Genomic DNA, 15,568 nt, shown 5'->3' with positions numbered 1-15,568 from the left:
AGAGCCAGAGCCAGAGCCAGAGCCAGAGCCAGAGCCAGAGCCAGAGCCAGAGCCAGAAAGTGTGGCGCCGCCAACCCAGGATGCAAGCCCTGAGCAAAAGGTTTCTGATGCTGAGCCGACGGAAGAACAGGCCGAGGAGAGCCCGGAGCAGGTGGAACTCCGCGCTGGTTCGTCCTCCAATATCGACCAATACCTGACCCGATTGGCTCGCCACCTGAGCAGACACAGGGAATATCCCCGTCGGGCCCAACGGCTCAACATGGAGGGCACCCCGGTCGTGCTATTCCGGTTTAACCGGCAGGGGGAATTGCTGGATTACAGTTTGAGCGAAGGGTCATCCCATCACCTGCTGGACGAGGCCGCCCTGGGGATGCTGGCAGCAGCAGCACCGCTACCAGCGGTACCGGAAGACATGCAAGGCGAGACGTTCAGTTTTCAGTTGCCAGTAAGATTCAGCCTGCGGTAGGGAAACGCCCTGTATTTCCCGCTTGCAGCAGACAGGGTATGCTCCCGCCACCTGCCAACCAAAATGAGGTTGTGGCCAGACCCATGCCTTTAAGCATTTTACAAGCAAAACATCTGGGCCAACTGCTCTGTCACGTAACCACTGACGTGCTCTGGCAACCCGCCCGGGGCCGGATTCGCCAGCGCCACCCAGGTTCGAAACTGGCCTGCCGTGTCGGCTCCGGCCAGGCAACCTATCACCGGTTCCACCCTCAGGGTCGTCAGCACAATATTACCTATGGGGCGCGTATGATCGTCGCCAAGCATCGACCAGATACCGCTGCCGGCTGGCTCTCGAGCCGGGAAATCCAGCGGCGTAGATACTTCGACGGCGAGCTCTCCACCGCAAACCTGCTGGCTCACACCTGCTGCCACGAGTTTGCACACCTGCTGCAACATGTGGCCGGAAAACGTCACCGGGGCTCTGTACACAACCGGCACTTCTACGAGATTCTGGATGAGCTCCACGTCAGCGGAGCCGCCATTGCCGTGCGCGAGCGTCTACTGGCAGACGCGGCTGATCAGGGCATAGAGCTTCCGGACTCAGCTTTTGAGATAACCAGCCCCCGGGAAATGTTATCAACATGGCAGGTGGGTGACACCGTTATGTTCGGCAGCGGAAAACGGCAAACTGAAGGGGTGATTCGTCGCATCAACCGCAAAACCTGCACCGTTGACGGAACTGGCCGCTGGCAGGGTTTACGCTATCGGGTGCCGCCGCAATTGCTACGCCGACTTCCTCAGACGTTGGTTGAGTAGTGATTTGAGCTCAGGAATGCCCGCACCCGCCCGGTAAAGCGCCCTTTATTCCGCCTCAGATTCGCCACGGGCTATCCCGGCCAACTTGCGCCAGGACGGTGCAGAATGCGCAGAAAATGGACTATGAAAGGGCACAGACTTGTAACTCAACCACCGAAAATACTGCTCAACCTTCTGTTTTATAAAATTATTCCCGCATGGCACGGATATCGCTAAGGTATCACTAAGTAACGATTAAGAATGAACGTCCCGGTCAGACATCAGCGACTTCCGGTCCAGCCTTGTCTTCGGCCCGGCCTATTGTGAACAAGCAGCCTGAATTTATCGATCACGACTGATCGAATACTGAAAGAGTGCATACCATGAGCAAGAAAACCTTAATCGTCATCGGCAACGGCATGGTCGGCCACCATTTTCTGGAACAGTTTGCAGACACGCCTGCGGCTACTCAATATCAGATCATCGTATTTGGCGAAGAGCCGCTGCTGGCTTATGACCGCGTACATCTGTCTGAATACTTCGGCGGTTCAACCCACAGCGATCTCGCTCTGGGTACCCTGGACTGGTACAGCGAAAAAGGTATTGATCTGCACCTGGACGAACAGGTTAAAGGCATTGACCGGGACCAGCAGCACGTCACCACGCTGCAAGGAAATTACCCTTACGACGAACTGGTTCTGGCGACCGGCTCTTACCCGTTCGTGCCACCCATCGAGGGCAATGACCAGCCCCATTGTCTCGTTTATCGTACCCTGGCAGACCTGGATGCCATCAAGGCCAGCGCCGAAGGCGTCAAAACCGGTGTGGTGGTTGGCGGTGGCCTGTTGGGCCTCGAAGCGGCCAACGCTCTCAAACAGCTTGGGCTGCAAGCCCACGTGGTGGAATTCGCCCCCCGGCTGATGCCCGTACAGTTGGACGCGGACGGCGGTGCGGTGCTCAAGCACAAGATCATGGAACTGGGTGTGCAAGTGCACACTGAGAAAGCCACTACCGCCATCGTGCCTGGTGAAGAAGCGCGGTTACGGATGAACTTCAGCGACGATAGTCATCTGGAAGCCGACCTGATTGTGTTCTCTGCCGGCATTCGGCCTCAGGACACCCTGGCGCGATCCGCTGAGCTGGAGGTCGGCGAACGCGGTGGCATCATAGTGGACAATCGCTGCGCCACTTCTGACCCTCACATTCATGCCATTGGTGAGTGCGCCCTCTGGGAGCAACGTATCTACGGCCTGGTGGCACCCGGCTACACCATGGCCCGTACCCTGGCGGCCTGTCTTAATGATGATCCCGACGCTGCCTTCACCGGCGCGGACATGAGCACTAAACTCAAATTGCTGGGTGTGGATGTGGGTTCCATTGGCGACGCCCATGGCCAGACCGAAGGCGCCCGCAACATCCGTTTCAACGATGAAGCGGCAGGGCATTACAGTCGGATGGTGATCAGCGCCGATGGCAAGAGACTGCTCGGGGCCATCCTGGTGGGGGACAACGGCCCTTACGACACTCTGCTGCAGTATGCCCTCAACGAGATCGAGCTTCCGGAACATCCGGAAATGCTGATCCTGCCGGAAAGTGAAGGCGGCGCCCCGGCCCTGGGACCGGATGCCCTGCCCCACACCGCCGCCATCTGCTCCTGCCACAACGTCAGCAAGGGTGATATTTGCGGTGTTATTGAGGCCGGTTGTGGTGACCTTGCCGGCGTAAAGGCTGAAACCAAGGCCAGTTCAGGCTGCGGTGGTTGTGCCGCGCTGCTCAAATCGGTGGTCGAGAACGAGCTCGAAAAACGGGGCGTGGAGGTCAACAAAGACCTATGCGAACACTTCCCGTACAGTCGGCAAGAGCTATTTCACCTGGTCAAAGTCAACGGCATCCGCACATTCAATACCCTGATCAAGTCTCACGGTAAAGGCCGGGGGTGCGAGATCTGCAAGCCTACAGTGGCCTCCATTCTGGCGACCTGCTGGAACGAGCACATCCTGGCCACCGACCACGTGCCGTTGCAGGACACCAACGACACCTTTATGGCCAACATGCAGAAGAACGGCACCTACTCCATTGTACCGCGTATACCCGGTGGCGAAGTTACCCCGGACAAGCTGATTGTGCTGGGTCAGGTCGCGAAGGAGTACAACCTCTACACCAAAATCACCGGTGGCCAGCGGGTCGACCTGTTCGGCGCCACTCTGAGCGAATTACCGGAGATCTGGGAAAAACTCATCGCGGCCGGCTTTGAGACCGGTCACGCTTACGGCAAATCCCTGCGCACGGTGAAGTCCTGCGTCGGCAACACCTGGTGCCGCTACGGCGTGCAGGACAGCGTAGCCATGGCGATCTTCCTGGAGGACCGCTACAAAGGCCTGCGCTCACCCCACAAGATCAAGATGGCGGTCTCCGGCTGTACCCGTGAATGCGCCGAAGCCCAGAGCAAGGACATCGGCGTGATCGCGACGGAAAACGGCTGGAACCTGTACGTCTGCGGCAATGGCGGCATGCGCCCGCGTCACGCGGATCTGTTCGCTACCGATCTGAACGACCAGGAATTGATCAGCGCCATCGACCGGGTACTGACGTTCTACGTGCGTACCGCTGATCGCCTGCAGCGCACCAGCGTGTGGATGGAGAATCTCGAAGGTGGCCTGGACTATCTCAAGCAGGTGGTGCTTGAGGACAGCCTCGGTATTGGGCTGGAACTGGAAAACCACATGGAGGGCCTGGTGGGCACCTATCAGTGTGAATGGAAAACCGCTGTGGAAGATCCCGAGAAACGCAAACGCTTCCGGGAGTTCGTCAATGACGAGCGTAAGGACCCGGTACAGCAATGGACAGAAGAGCGCGGTCAGCGTCGGCCTGTCACCGAACCCGCTTAAGGAGAAGAGTCATGAAACCACGTACCCAATGGCACATCGTCTGTAACATCAGTGATCTGGTGCCGGATTCCGGCATCGCAGTCTGGACCAGCACCGGCCCGGTAGCCCTGTTCTACCTGCCGGACCGCCTGCCCGCCCTGTTTGCCATCGGACACTTTGACCCCTGCAGCGGTGCCGACGTATTGGCCCGGGGCATTACCGGTGACATCAAAGGTGAGCCAGTGGTGGCCTCGCCGATCTACAAGCAGCACTTCAGTCTGCTGACAGGACAGTGCCTGGAAGACGATAGCATCCGTGTACCCGTCTTCTGCGCGCTAGTGGATGGTGATCAGGTGAGACTGGAAATACCGGTTTCCAGCCAGGGTCAGCAGGCGGCCTGACTGGCAGCTATTTAACGGTCGGACTATTGGTTGAACAATCTGTTCACCTGACCGCCCTGAAGCAGGCCAGCATTCTTGTCAGATATCTGGCTGTTCAGGGTCCAGAAGTCATACAGCACGCCAAGCAGGAACAAGCCGCCGGTAAGCAGATAGATAACACCGGTAATCCACTTACCCATATACATGCGATGAACCCCGAAAACCCCCAGGAACGTCAGCAGAGTCCAACTGATGTTGTAACTGGTGTCGCCTTCGTTAAACCGGCTGTCCGCCTCGCGATCCATGGCCGGGATCAAAAAAAAGTCGATAATCCAGCCGATGAACAGCAACCCCAGGGTGAAGAACCAGATGGTCCCGGTTATGGGTTTGCCGTAATAAAAACGGTGGGCGCCCAGGAATCCGAAAATCCAGAGCAGATAACCGATGAGCTTGCTGTGTGTATCCGGTCTGTTGTTCATAACAACCCTTGCGCAATAATTGGAAGAATGTGCTGCTGAAGTGTGACAGGTCCGCGTGGCAGCGCTCATACGCAATTTCTCTGACCGGCTGGTTAGTTTACAACAGCGGTTAAATAGCTCAGCCCTCAAATACCGATTTCAAAACATTTCCCGGTCGCCCACCCCTCAATCTGCGATGTTCGTAGACGCGCATCATGATTTCGGATGCTATCATGCCGCCTGGGGCGACGGTATTGCCGATTCTCCTCACGCTCACGTTACGCCAGCCAAGTGCACACCGTGCAAAGGAAATTTTATGCCAAAAACATCAAGCACAAGGAATAAAGCTGTCGCTCGTAAACCGAATGAGATCGACATCAAACCACAGCGCATGGGGTTTGAATTTGGCGATCAGGTTCCCCGTTACTGGGCCGCGAACAATTACACTCTCAGCCACACCATGAATGCACTCTCGGTATTGTTCCCCCTTGGCGAACAGTACTTTGTGGACTCTGTGCGGCATTTTCGAGGCCAGATCAGTGACCCGGAGCTGGAAAAGGAAATCCGTGGTTTTATCGGCCAGGAGGCCATGCATTCACTCGAACACGTGGCCATGAACCAGCATGTCCGTGATCAGGGTATTCCGGTGGAGGCGTTGGAGCAGAGCCTGAAAGTGATTCTGGATCTCTCCAGGAATCTACCCAAACGCCACCAACTCGCCATCACCTGCGGCCTTGAACACCTCACAGCCATGATGGCCGATGTACTGCTGGCGCGGGATGATTTGCGGAACGATATGGATGAAAGTATGCGGCCGTTATGGATCTGGCATGCGATTGAGGAAACCGAACATAAAGGCGTCGCCTTTGATGTCTTTCAGGAGGTAGGCGGCACCTATGCAGAGCGCACCTTCTATCTGGCCTTCAGCACTGCCATGCTGGGACTCGTTGCCACCGCCTTCACCGGCCGCATGATGCTGAATGATCGCAAGAATTTTACCCTCAAGGATAGTGCTCAAGGCTTGTGGCGGATGTGGGGCAGGAACGGGACGTTCTCCAGCCTGATACCCGCCTGGCTGGATTACTTCCGCCCGGACTTTCACCCCTGGCAACATGACAACAGTGATCTGATCGCCCGGTTCAAAGATCAGGTCAGTGTTTACATTACGCCCGAGTACCGAAAAGACGCCAAACGCAGGCCCTGAGGAGACTCTCGCTCAGCCGGTCTGCACAGCCCAGGCTTCGCCGTGCGTCTGCCATTGTGAGTCCGGCACGATCACGATTTTACCGAGGTAGTTGCTACTCCGGTTGACGAAGTATTCCTCAGCGCGGTGCAGTTCCGAAAGTTTGAAAGCGCCGTGAAGTACCGGCTTAAGCTGGCCGCTGCGTATCCAGGTCATCAATTGCTCCGCTTCTTCCCGGGTGCCATGGGAGACGCCGAAAATCTGTACCTGGTACAGATAAATCCGGGTCCAGAGAATCTCGCTGATGTTGCCACCACTGGCACCGGCAATGCTGAGGCGCGGGTAGGTGCTCCGGGCGTTCATATCGAAGATCATGATATCGATGAAACGGTCAGTCATTTCGCCGCCAACAAGGTCCATCACTGCATCCATTGGCTTGCCACCGGTGGCTTCTTTAACCCGGTCAACGAAGCTATCCATATCAGAGCGGTCCAGCACCGCTTCCGCCCCCAACTCCAATAGCGGCACAGCTTTGTCCTGCTGGCTAAGGGCATAGGGAACCGCCCCGATAATGCGACAAAGCTGGATCAAGGCAGTGCCGACACCACCGCTGGCGCCAGTCACCAGCACCCGTTCCCCGGCCTGGATATTGGCTGAAGTCACCATATGCATGGCGGTCTGGTAGGAACACATGCCCATGGATGCCAGCTCCGCATCCGTCAGATCCGGATTGGGAATGTGATGAAACTGATCCGAGGGCAAGGCCGCATATTCCGCGTAGCCGCCGTCGGCACCGTGGCCGTAATAATCCGGCGTCAAATTGATATCCCGACGATCATTGGCGTAGATATTGAAATCCAGCAAGCCGCGTTCACCGATGCGGCTTTCATCAACTCCGGCACCCACAGCCACCACCCGGCCCGCGATGTCCGCACCCTGAATCCGGGGGAATACCAGCGTCGGCTTGCCACCCATTTGAAAAGACTGCATTTCACCTTTTTTAGTGGGGTAAAGGCCCTCCCGAGCTTTTCGGTCAGTGTTGTTTTTGGCGGTTGCTGTTACCTGCACCAGAACCTGACCGGCTGCTGGCGTTGGCGTGGTTACATCCTGATACTTCAGTGCCTCGAGACCGCCATGACCGGTAAGAACCATAGCCTTCATGATGTCGGGGATCATCGTAGGACCCTCCCTCTGTTGAGTGTTGAGCGTCGGGTATGCGGTATTTCAGTACTTTATATTTGTTCGTGCAACCGTTTGGAAAAGAAACTGACTTTAAATAGTTAAAACCTATAGCATCAGTGCATAAAACATCTTTAACTAATAGATTAAAGTTGTTCTATAGTCTACCTACGGTTCAATTCCGCAAATAAACGTCGAGAGAGTTGGAGAACAAAATATGGACGCATTGGACATCAACACAGAATCAGCGGGCAAATGCCCTGTCATGCACGGGTCACGAACGCAGACGGGTGGCAAAGCCACTGGTAGCAACTTCTGGTGGCCAAACCAGCTGAACCTTTCTATCCTGCACCAGCATTCTCCGAAGTCTAACCCTCTGGGTGAAGACTTTGATTACGCGGAAGAATTCAAAAAGCTCGATCTGGCAGCGGTGAAGCAAGACCTCACCAACCTGATGACCGACTCCCAGGAATGGTGGCCAGCAGACTACGGTCATTATGGTCCTTTCTTTATTCGTATGGCTTGGCACGCTGCGGGTACCTATCGTACCGGCGACGGCCGTGGCGGCGCAGGCTCTGGTGACCAACGCTTTGCTCCGCTCAATAGCTGGCCCGACAACGGCAACCTAGATAAGGCCCGTCGTCTTTTGTGGCCAATCAAGCAGAAGTATGGCAATAAACTGTCCTGGGCGGACTTGTTCGTTCTCACCGGTAACGTGGCGCTTGAATCCATGGGCTTCAAGACCTTTGGTTTCGCTGGCGGGCGCGCCGACATTTTCCAGCCGGAAGAAGATATCTACTGGGGGGCAGAGGAAGAGTGGCTGGCCACGAGCGATAAGCCTAATAGCCGTTACTCAGGCGACCGGGAGCTCGAAAACCCGTTAGCCGCCGTTCAGATGGGTCTGATCTACGTTAACCCGGAAGGCCCGGACGGCAACCCCGACCCCCTGGCTTCCGCGCGTGACATTCGTGAAACCTTCTCTCGTATGGCGATGAACGACTACGAGACAGCCGCTCTGACCGCGGGTGGTCACACCTTCGGTAAAACCCACGGTGCTGGCGATCCGTCCAACGTAGGCCCTGAGCCGGAAGCCGCTCCAATGGAGGCCATGGGCTTTGGCTGGCAGAACACCCACGGTAGCGGTAAAGGCCGCGATTCCATCACCAGTGGCCTTGAAGGTGCCTGGACACCGACACCGACCAAGTGGGACATGAGCTACTTTGATGTGTTGTTCGGCTACGAGTGGGAACTCACCAAAAGCCCCGCCGGTGCCCAGCAGTGGCAGGCCAAGGGCCTGGCAGAAAAGGACCATGCTCCGGATGCTGAAGATCCATCCAGGCGCGTCCACATCATGATGTCGACCGCTGACATGGCAATGCGTGAAGATCCTGAATATCGCAAAATCTGCGAGCACTTCCACCAGAATCCGGACGAGTTCGCTGACGCCTTTGCCCGTGCCTGGTTCAAACTGACTCACCGTGACATGGGACCAAAATCACGTTACCTCGGCCCGGAAGTACCATCCGAAGACCTGATCTGGCAAGACCCTGTTCCGCCAGTCGATCACGAATTGATCAACGACCAGGACATCGCGGAACTGAAGAGCAAGATCCTTGCCTCCGGTCTGAGTGTCTCTGAACTGGTCTACACGGCCTGGTCCTCCGCTTCTACCTTCCGGGGCTCCGACATGCGCGGTGGTGCCAACGGCGCTCGAATCCGACTGGCTCCGCAGAAGGACTGGGACGTTAACCAGCCGGAGCAGCTGTCGAAAGTACTGCAGACGTTGGAAGGTATTCAGAAGGCCTTTAACGACGCCCAATCCGGCTCCAAGAAAGTGTCTCTGGCGGACCTGATCGTACTTGGCGGTACTGCAGCGGTGGAGAAAGCAGCGAAAGACGCTGGCCACAACGTAAATGTGCCTTTTGCGCCAGGACGTACGGATACCACACAGGAACTGACCGACGTGGAATCTTTTGATCCTCTGAAGCCAGAGGCGGATGGTTTCCGCAACTACAGCCGGACCGCGTTCACCGTCGCTGCTGAAGAGATGATGATCGACAAGGCGCAGTTGCTGGGCCTGAGCGCGCCACAGTTGACCGTACTGGTTGGCGGCCTGCGAGTAATGGGCGCCAACTACAAGCAGGCTAACCATGGCGTGCTCACGAAAACCCCCGGCAAGCTTACGAACGATTTCTTCGTGAACGTGACCGACATGAACACCCAGTGGCAGCCGACGTCCGAGGAAGCCGACCTGTTTGAAGGCAAGGACCGGAAGACAGGTGAAGTGAAATGGACCGGCACCCGTGCGGACCTGATCTTCGGTTCCAACTCACAGCTGCGCGCCATCGCTGAGGTGTATGCCCAGTCTGACGCCAAAGAAAAGTTCGTTAAGGACTTCGTAGCTGCCTGGACCCAGGTGATGAACGCAGATCGTTTTGATCTGGTGTAAGCACAGCTAAACAGAGAAGGCCCGGTTAATCGCTGGGCCTTTTTTGTTTAATCCGAAGCTTGCAAAAACGTGACCACACCCGTGCCCGCAACCCAGCCACTGGCAAAGCATCCGGTCAGTAGATAACCGCCCGTGGGAGCCTCCCAGTCCAGCATCTCTCCCGCACAGAATACACCCGTCAGCCTGTTTAGCATCAGATCGTCGGTGAGGTCTTCAAACCGCACGCCACCAGCACTGCTAATAGCCCTGTCGACAGCAAAGGGCTGTCCCAAGGGCACAGGAAGCCGTTTGATATGGCGGGCAAGTTGATTCGGGTCGTTCATCACCGAGTTGGCACAGAACTCTCTCAGCAGGCCTGCTTTGACACCATCAATGCCGGCCTTACTCTTCAAATGCTTGGCCAATGAACGACGACCCTGGGGCTGGGAAAGCCGCTCCACCAGTTGGGCCTCAGTTCGGCCGGGATTCAGATCGAGCAATACCGTGGCGTGTCCATATTGGGCAACCTGTTCGCGAGCAACAGCCGACAGCGCATAGAGCAGACCACCTTCGAGCCCGTCCCCGGTGACCATCAATTCGCCGCTGTGCCAGTCCTGTTGGTCAGAATCTTCAAGGCTCAGAGCGGCCCTCACCGACTTGACTGGCTGACGTACAAAACGCTCTCGGAAGTGGTCACTCCAGCTTACCTGGAATCCGCAATTACTGGGTTTCAGAGGCGCGACGCGGAGTCCTTGCTGCTCAAGTGCTGATACCCATTTGCCATCGGAGCCCAGCTCAGGCCAGCTGGCCCCGCCCAAAGCCAGCACGGTGGCTCGGGGGTGAACACACTGAACGCCGTCAGGGGTATCGAACTGCAAGGCACCATCCTGCCAACCCAGCCAGCGCCAACGCATGTGAAACTCGACGCCCAGGCCGCGAAGACGTTTCAGCCAGGCACGTAAGAAAGGTGCGGCCTTCTTGTCCCCCGGAAACACACGCTGGGACGAACCGACAAACGTCTCGATACCGAGACCCTGAACCCACTCCACTAATTGCGCAGGCCCAAACCTGTCCAGCATCGGCGCTACCTGCCCGGTGCGTTCGCCATAGCGAGTTACGAAGCTCGGGAGCGGCTCAGCGTGCGTCAGGTTCAGGCCACCGATGCCGGCACGCAGGAGTTTGCGGCCAACACTCGGTTTGGCATCAAACACGGCCACGGGGTAGCCTGCGCGGGCGATCACCTCGGCCGCCAGCAGGCCGGCAGGGCCAGCGCCAACAACGGCGATAACAGGGGAAGAGAGACTTTCAATCATAGCGAATCTGGGTCAGTAAAGGTAAAAGGAGGATACACTCTGAGGGAATATCGCGTCAGATATGGCCCCAGCCGAACGGGACACTAGCCTACTCGGGAAAACCCGAACAAGGCAGCCAGTGGGTGCGTGCGGCCTTCAATATTGGCCCTCAGCAAACCCGCTCCAATCATGCTGTAGCTGATGCCGTTGCCGCCATACGCCATGGCGAACTGCACCCTGGGACCGTATTGCGGGTGCTCACCGAAAAACGGCAGGCCGTCCTCGGTTTCCGCGAACGTACCGCCCCAGGAAAACGCAGGGCGCATCGGCAGGTCGGGAAACAGCTTCTTCACTTTTTGGCTCAGGCCCTTGGCCTTGCCTTCAACCCGTCTGTCACGACGTGCCGGGATGTCTGTATCGTCGTCATCCCCGCCCACTAACAGTCGGCCATTGCCGGTGGTGCGCATATACAGGTAAGGCCTGGCAGATTCCCAAATCATGGTGGAGGCCAACAAGCCCAGATCTGACGCTTCCAGCGGGTCGGTAATAAAGGCGTAGCTGCTGCGATTCTTCGCCACCGACTGCTTCAGCCATTTCTGCGATGCATACCCCGCCGCCATCACCACGTGTCTGGCCTGAATCCGGAAGCCTTCCGGTGTTCGCAGGATTACGTTGTCGTCGGAGGGCTCGATGGTATCAATCACCGTGCGATCAAATACTCGGCCGCCGCGCTCTGCCAGCCGAAGTAACAACCGGGAAGCCATACGATAAGGGTCAACCCGGGCCGCCAGTTTGGTCAAAATTGCACAGGGCGCCTTGATGCCAAAACGTCCTTTCAAGCTGCCCGCATCCAGCCATTGAGCGTCGAATCCGTGTTTTAGACGCAGATCGTATTCTTCACGCAGCGCCGTCTTGTCACCCCGTTTGCTGGCGTAATACAGGCTTTCCTGCATATCAAAATCCACATCGCCCAGCTCGTGGGCGAGATCACGTAGGTCCGTGATCGCCTCTGCACAGGCCTTATAGGCTGCCACTGCGTGAAACTCGCCGTACAGCCGGGCCAGATCGACCATGTGGGTGTCAATCTCGTACTGCAGCAATGCCGTACTTGCAGCGGAACTGCCCCACGCGATATCACGCTGTTCAACCACCACCACATCAAAGCCGTTTTTGCCCAGCTCGTCGGCGATTAACGATCCGGTAATACCACCTCCTACAACAACCACATCACAACCAATATCCGCCTTGAGCTGGGGAAACGCACACATAAGGCCATTTTTCACTGCCCAGAACGGATAACCACTTTTCAGATCCATGTCTTAGTCCTTTTTGTGACAGTCAGTGGGAGCCTCCCCGCATGCAGTATAGGCCCCCCAGGCGATTTCACGCTGTCACGTACTACCCGGCACATTAATGATTGTCGCCTGCATAATGGCGATGGCCTCCCGCTGCGAGCCCTCTTCAGCAAAGATCTCTCCCTGACACACCGTTATCGTCTTCCCCGCCTTCGTAACCTTCCCGACGGCTACAAATCTGTCTGCACGGGCAGGCCGCATGAAGTTGACCTTGAACTCCACGGTCAGCACGTTAAAACCAGGTTGCGCAACGGTCATGGCCGCATAGCCGCATGCGCTATCAAGAACGCTCGTAAGGGCGCCAGCATGGATGTAGCCATGTTGTTGGCTCAACTCCGGACGCGGAGACAGCGTAATATGCACTTCACCCTCAGCGACGTGAGCCAGCTCTGCACCCAGAGTTGCCATGAGGCCCTGGGCGCGGAAGCTGTCGGAGATTCGCCGCTCGATATCACTCATAAAGTTACTCGTTTTAACTAGCTAGCCGGAGGCAGGTTGCCACCCAGCATGTTTTCGACCACGGCCGCATTATAGAAAGCCTCAACCGTCTGAATTTTGTCCTCCCGGACACGAAACCAGACGGCAAGCCGCACATCCCCGATCGGTTCAAAGTTGGTCCGGTAATCCAGAATCGCGAACACATGCTCGCCCTCGGCACTAAGCTGACGGAGGATCAGGTCTTTCTGGATAGCAAACATACCGAATTGATAGGACAGCATGTCATCCCGGTTAAGGAACCGCATATTCGGCCCCACATATTCAAATTCCTCAGCAGCTAACAAGGTCTTTGCCTCATCCAGACGCTGGTCGTGGATATCAGCAATGAACTGCGCCACGATGTCCTTTGGCTGCATGAATAAACTCCAATTTCATAACGGCGTCGGTTGGGAGGTCCGGATTCGCGCAGACGGGTAAGAATCGCGTATCCCACTCACTTGTATACTAACAAAAGATGCGGTGACAATGAGCCTGTAGACTCTGTTTTACTTCCGCCTGCCATTTTCGGTGACAAACCGGCATCGAAGTGGCGGGTTTGGCATCCGGTGCATGGCTTGGTTATGCAGCATGTAGCGGCTTGATCCGATCCACTTCTTTCTTGACCGACTGGGCCGCCGTCCAAAGATCAACAGATCGCTGTGCATTCAGCCAGAATTCCGGAGAGTTACCAAACAAACGAGCAAGCCGAAGCGCCATTTCGGGACTGACAGCACGGCGCTCGCGCAGTAATTCATTCACTGACTGGCGAGAGACACCCAGAGACTTAGCCAGCCCCGCTACCGTCAGGTCATAGTCCGGCAGGAAATCCTCTCTCAGCATTTCACCAGGGTGAGTCGGCTTGCGCTGTATGCCGCCAGTATTAGGTATAGCCATAGTCATCACCTCACTCAGTGGTAGTCATACACTTCGACCTCATACGCATCACAATCCTCAAAACGAAAACAGATACGCCACTGATCGTTTATTGAAATTGCATGCTGCCCCTGCCTGTTTCCCGATAATGGGTGAAGGCGATTGCCGGGCGGCACTTTCAAGTCCTCCAGCTGTTCAGCCAGGTTAACGTATTCAAGCTTTCTGGCGGCTCTCGGTGCGACATCCGTAGGACATTTCTTTGATTTGCCTTTGGAGTACAGCTCCTGAGTTCGTTTATCAGCGAAGGATTTGATCATAGGATGAAGTGTATTGTGTCACGTGACACCCGTCAACGAGGATTGAAAATGACTGCATAACGCCAATGTTAAGCAGCGACCTTGGAATGGTGCCAAAAGCGCCACAGAAAGGGCGTCCGGTGGAGGCCGCAGGCCGGAACGCACTTGAACGATTAGTTAGCTTTCACGGCTGATAGTTTGCTGCTGGCCATATCTCGTTAATTTCATCAGCTTGATGCTGAGCAGTAAATCGCTCCCAAACAATGCCGTTCACATCAGTATCCTGCGAGAACGCTGGAGCCACAGGGTCTTCCCAGCCCAAATGTCTCAGAGAGCCAGCCTCACAGGCAGGGCCCTGGCGCACGGAAAGGTTTAAAGACTCCGTCCGCCAAAGAGCATATTCGCCGGGAATGAATGAACATGGCTGTACCCCCAGACGAACAGAGTAATCAGCAATAGTTTCTTCTATGTTGTCCGTGGAGATTGCCAAGTGAAGCTTCTTCATAATATTCCCTCTGAACTCTAGCACCGGGTTCACCAGCTCGTCCGGTGCAACACTTGATTAGCGCCAAGCCCTTTACCCATGAAAATAGACGAGTCCGGGCATAACCCCAAAAATTGCTGTGTTGCTGAGATGGTGCTCGGAGCATCCGAACGAGATAGCGCCTCATAGCCCAACTTCTCAAAAAAATCATCAGCCGTGGTTTTAAGAAGATATAGCGCTTTCAGGTTAGCGGTGTTTCGTTTTCTGGTAATTCGAGCTGCCTCTCACTCCGCCAGACTCGTATGAGCACAACCTCTTTAGCCTGCCTGAGGTAGACAACCCGAAATGGCGCGTGGATCAACTCGCGAATATGATCCAGGTTGAATTCCGGAACAACTCGGCCAGCATCAGGGTGGAGTTGAAGCATTCCACAATGCTCAAGGACAGCAGCCACGAAATCATCCCTGGTATGTGGCACATCCCGATCTGTGTTGTACTCCTGAATAGCCTGTAAGTCCTCAAGAGCGGACTGTGCGATGCGTAATTCCATTTACTTGATGCCCAACGTTTTCTTGGCGTCCTCCAACGATACAGTGTTGCCCTCGCGAACATCCATAAGCCCCTGCGCCACCGCCTTTACAAACCGTAATTCCTCTGCGGTTCTCTCATAATCCTCGAGCCCCTGAACAACAGCTATACCGCGTCCACGACTGGTAAGCAGGATTGGGCGATGGGTATCCTGCGCTCGACCAACCACCTTTCCGGGATTGATCTTCAGGTCTGATAGAGGAATGACATCCTCGGAAAACTTCACTTCCATAGTGATTACTCGGTCAATATTTTGGTACTATTAATAGCACCAGTTAACAGGTGCGATCAAGAAATATAACGCCCGGCTCACGCGCGGCTTTGGGATGGCGGCGAAGCCGCAATGTAGTAGACGTCGCCGTGACTGACCTGGTGTACGCCCAGCATGGGCATGAACTAATGGGGTGAAACTCCCCTGTGGGAAGATCACCGTTCAATGGGTTTTACCCGATTGAACGTGTATGGA

The 15,568-nt window shown here is 56.0% G+C and carries 17 protein-coding genes; 6 read left to right on the top strand and 11 right to left on the bottom strand.

The features are described 5' to 3' along the window. From WEB64_RS14250 to nirD, 4 genes are all read left to right on the top strand, one after another. A partial coding sequence (locus WEB64_RS14250) for a TonB family protein (protein ID WP_368065660.1) occupies positions 1–466 on the top strand: 466 nt, incomplete at its 5' end. Between the two features lie 83 nt (positions 467–549). Beyond that, a complete protein-coding gene (locus tag WEB64_RS14245) occupies positions 550–1,263 on the top strand; it encodes a hypothetical protein (RefSeq protein WP_368059663.1) in 714 nt (237 codons plus the stop codon). Positions 1,264–1,625: 362 nt separating this feature from the next. Continuing rightward, positions 1,626–4,130, top strand: a complete 2,505-nt coding sequence (gene nirB, locus WEB64_RS14240; RefSeq protein WP_368059665.1) for a nitrite reductase large subunit NirB — start codon at positions 1,626–1,628, stop codon at positions 4,128–4,130. Positions 4,131–4,141: 11 nt separating this feature from the next. Beyond that, on the top strand, positions 4,142–4,510 hold the full coding sequence (nirD, locus tag WEB64_RS14235; RefSeq protein WP_368059667.1) for a nitrite reductase small subunit NirD: 369 nt from the start codon (positions 4,142–4,144) through the stop codon (positions 4,508–4,510). A gap of 23 nt (positions 4,511–4,533) precedes the next feature. Here nirD and WEB64_RS14230 read toward each other — a convergent pair whose 3' ends face one another. Then, positions 4,534–4,968, bottom strand: coding sequence for an NINE protein (locus WEB64_RS14230; protein WP_368059669.1), 435 nt, complete (start codon positions 4,966–4,968; stop codon positions 4,534–4,536). Positions 4,969–5,263: 295 nt separating this feature from the next. On the opposite strand from WEB64_RS14230, the gene WEB64_RS14225 reads away from it, so the two are divergent. Continuing rightward, entirely contained in the window at positions 5,264–6,151 is an 888-nt protein-coding gene (locus tag WEB64_RS14225) for a metal-dependent hydrolase (RefSeq protein ID WP_368059671.1), read from the top strand. Between the two features lie 12 nt (positions 6,152–6,163). Here the strand turns inward: WEB64_RS14225 and WEB64_RS14220 are convergent, their stop codons facing one another. Beyond that, the gene (locus WEB64_RS14220) at positions 6,164–7,306 is read right to left on the bottom strand and encodes a zinc-binding dehydrogenase (RefSeq protein ID WP_368059673.1); all 1,143 of its coding nucleotides are present in this window, start codon (positions 7,304–7,306) and stop codon (positions 6,164–6,166) included. Between the two features lie 220 nt (positions 7,307–7,526). Here WEB64_RS14220 and katG point away from each other — a divergent pair, with 220 nt between their 5' ends. Next, positions 7,527–9,758 carry a catalase/peroxidase HPI gene (katG, locus tag WEB64_RS14215; protein WP_368059675.1) on the top strand — a complete coding sequence of 744 codons (2,232 nt, stop codon included), beginning with the start codon at positions 7,527–7,529 and terminating at the stop codon, positions 9,756–9,758. 47 nt (positions 9,759–9,805) lie between these two features. Here katG and WEB64_RS14210 read toward each other — a convergent pair whose 3' ends face one another. The 9 genes from WEB64_RS14210 to WEB64_RS14170 all read right to left on the bottom strand — a co-directional run bounded on the left by WEB64_RS14210 (position 9,806) and on the right by WEB64_RS14170 (position 15,334). Beyond that, entirely contained in the window at positions 9,806–11,050 is a 1,245-nt protein-coding gene (locus tag WEB64_RS14210) for a TIGR03862 family flavoprotein (RefSeq protein ID WP_368059677.1), read from the bottom strand. An 83-nt stretch (positions 11,051–11,133) separates the two neighbouring features. Continuing rightward, entirely contained in the window at positions 11,134–12,345 is a 1,212-nt protein-coding gene (locus WEB64_RS14205; RefSeq protein ID WP_368059679.1) for an NAD(P)/FAD-dependent oxidoreductase, read from the bottom strand. A gap of 75 nt (positions 12,346–12,420) precedes the next feature. After that, a complete protein-coding gene (locus WEB64_RS14200) occupies positions 12,421–12,843 on the bottom strand; it encodes a PaaI family thioesterase (protein ID WP_368059681.1) in 423 nt (140 codons plus the stop codon). 17 nt (positions 12,844–12,860) lie between these two features. After that, complete coding sequence (locus tag WEB64_RS14195) at positions 12,861–13,238, bottom strand: nuclear transport factor 2 family protein (protein WP_368059683.1); 378 nt, start codon at positions 13,236–13,238, stop codon at positions 12,861–12,863. 202 nt (positions 13,239–13,440) lie between these two features. Next, positions 13,441–13,755, bottom strand: coding sequence for a HigA family addiction module antitoxin (locus WEB64_RS14190; RefSeq protein WP_368059685.1), 315 nt, complete (start codon positions 13,753–13,755; stop codon positions 13,441–13,443). Positions 13,756–13,769: 14 nt separating this feature from the next. Then, positions 13,770–14,051, bottom strand: coding sequence for a type II toxin-antitoxin system RelE/ParE family toxin (locus tag WEB64_RS14185; RefSeq protein WP_368059687.1), 282 nt, complete (start codon positions 14,049–14,051; stop codon positions 13,770–13,772). A gap of 163 nt (positions 14,052–14,214) precedes the next feature. Beyond that, entirely contained in the window at positions 14,215–14,535 is a 321-nt protein-coding gene (locus WEB64_RS14180) for a hypothetical protein (RefSeq protein WP_368059689.1), read from the bottom strand. Positions 14,536–14,755: 220 nt separating this feature from the next. Continuing rightward, positions 14,756–15,064, bottom strand: coding sequence for a type II toxin-antitoxin system RelE/ParE family toxin (locus WEB64_RS14175; RefSeq protein ID WP_368059691.1), 309 nt, complete (start codon positions 15,062–15,064; stop codon positions 14,756–14,758). Further along, a complete protein-coding gene (locus WEB64_RS14170; RefSeq protein ID WP_368065659.1) occupies positions 15,065–15,334 on the bottom strand; it encodes a type II toxin-antitoxin system Phd/YefM family antitoxin in 270 nt (89 codons plus the stop codon). Positions 15,335–15,568: the final 234 nt, after the last annotated feature.

It is taken from the genome of Marinobacter sp., assembly GCF_040882185.1.
Classification (GTDB): Bacteria; Pseudomonadota; Gammaproteobacteria; order Pseudomonadales; family Oleiphilaceae; genus Marinobacter.
This window is presented reverse-complemented; position numbering and strand designations above follow the sequence as displayed.

Bases quoted from the DNA above. Each gene is read 5' to 3' on its own strand.
- WEB64_RS14245 (WP_368059663.1), top strand. From the start codon at position 550: ATGCCTTTAAGCATTTTACAAGCAAAACATCTGGGCCAACTGCTCTGT.
- nirB (WP_368059665.1), top strand. From the start codon at position 1,626: ATGAGCAAGAAAACCTTAATCGTCATCGGCAACGGCATGGTCGGCCAC.
- nirD (WP_368059667.1), top strand. From the start codon at position 4,142: ATGAAACCACGTACCCAATGGCACATCGTCTGTAACATCAGTGATCTG.
- WEB64_RS14230 (WP_368059669.1), bottom strand. From the start codon at position 4,968: ATGAACAACAGACCGGATACACACAGCAAGCTCATCGGTTATCTGCTC.
- WEB64_RS14225 (WP_368059671.1), top strand. From the start codon at position 5,264: ATGCCAAAAACATCAAGCACAAGGAATAAAGCTGTCGCTCGTAAACCG.
- WEB64_RS14220 (WP_368059673.1), bottom strand. From the start codon at position 7,306: ATGATCCCCGACATCATGAAGGCTATGGTTCTTACCGGTCATGGCGGT.
- katG (WP_368059675.1), top strand. From the start codon at position 7,527: ATGGACGCATTGGACATCAACACAGAATCAGCGGGCAAATGCCCTGTC.
- WEB64_RS14210 (WP_368059677.1), bottom strand. From the start codon at position 11,050: ATGATTGAAAGTCTCTCTTCCCCTGTTATCGCCGTTGTTGGCGCTGGC.
- WEB64_RS14205 (WP_368059679.1), bottom strand. From the start codon at position 12,345: ATGGATCTGAAAAGTGGTTATCCGTTCTGGGCAGTGAAAAATGGCCTT.
- WEB64_RS14200 (WP_368059681.1), bottom strand. From the start codon at position 12,843: ATGAGTGATATCGAGCGGCGAATCTCCGACAGCTTCCGCGCCCAGGGC.
- WEB64_RS14195 (WP_368059683.1), bottom strand. From the start codon at position 13,238: ATGCAGCCAAAGGACATCGTGGCGCAGTTCATTGCTGATATCCACGAC.
- WEB64_RS14190 (WP_368059685.1), bottom strand. From the start codon at position 13,755: ATGGCTATACCTAATACTGGCGGCATACAGCGCAAGCCGACTCACCCT.
- WEB64_RS14185 (WP_368059687.1), bottom strand. From the start codon at position 14,051: ATGATCAAATCCTTCGCTGATAAACGAACTCAGGAGCTGTACTCCAAA.
- WEB64_RS14180 (WP_368059689.1), bottom strand. From the start codon at position 14,535: ATGAAGAAGCTTCACTTGGCAATCTCCACGGACAACATAGAAGAAACT.
- WEB64_RS14175 (WP_368059691.1), bottom strand. From the start codon at position 15,064: ATGGAATTACGCATCGCACAGTCCGCTCTTGAGGACTTACAGGCTATT.
- WEB64_RS14170 (WP_368065659.1), bottom strand. From the start codon at position 15,334: ATGGAAGTGAAGTTTTCCGAGGATGTCATTCCTCTATCAGACCTGAAG.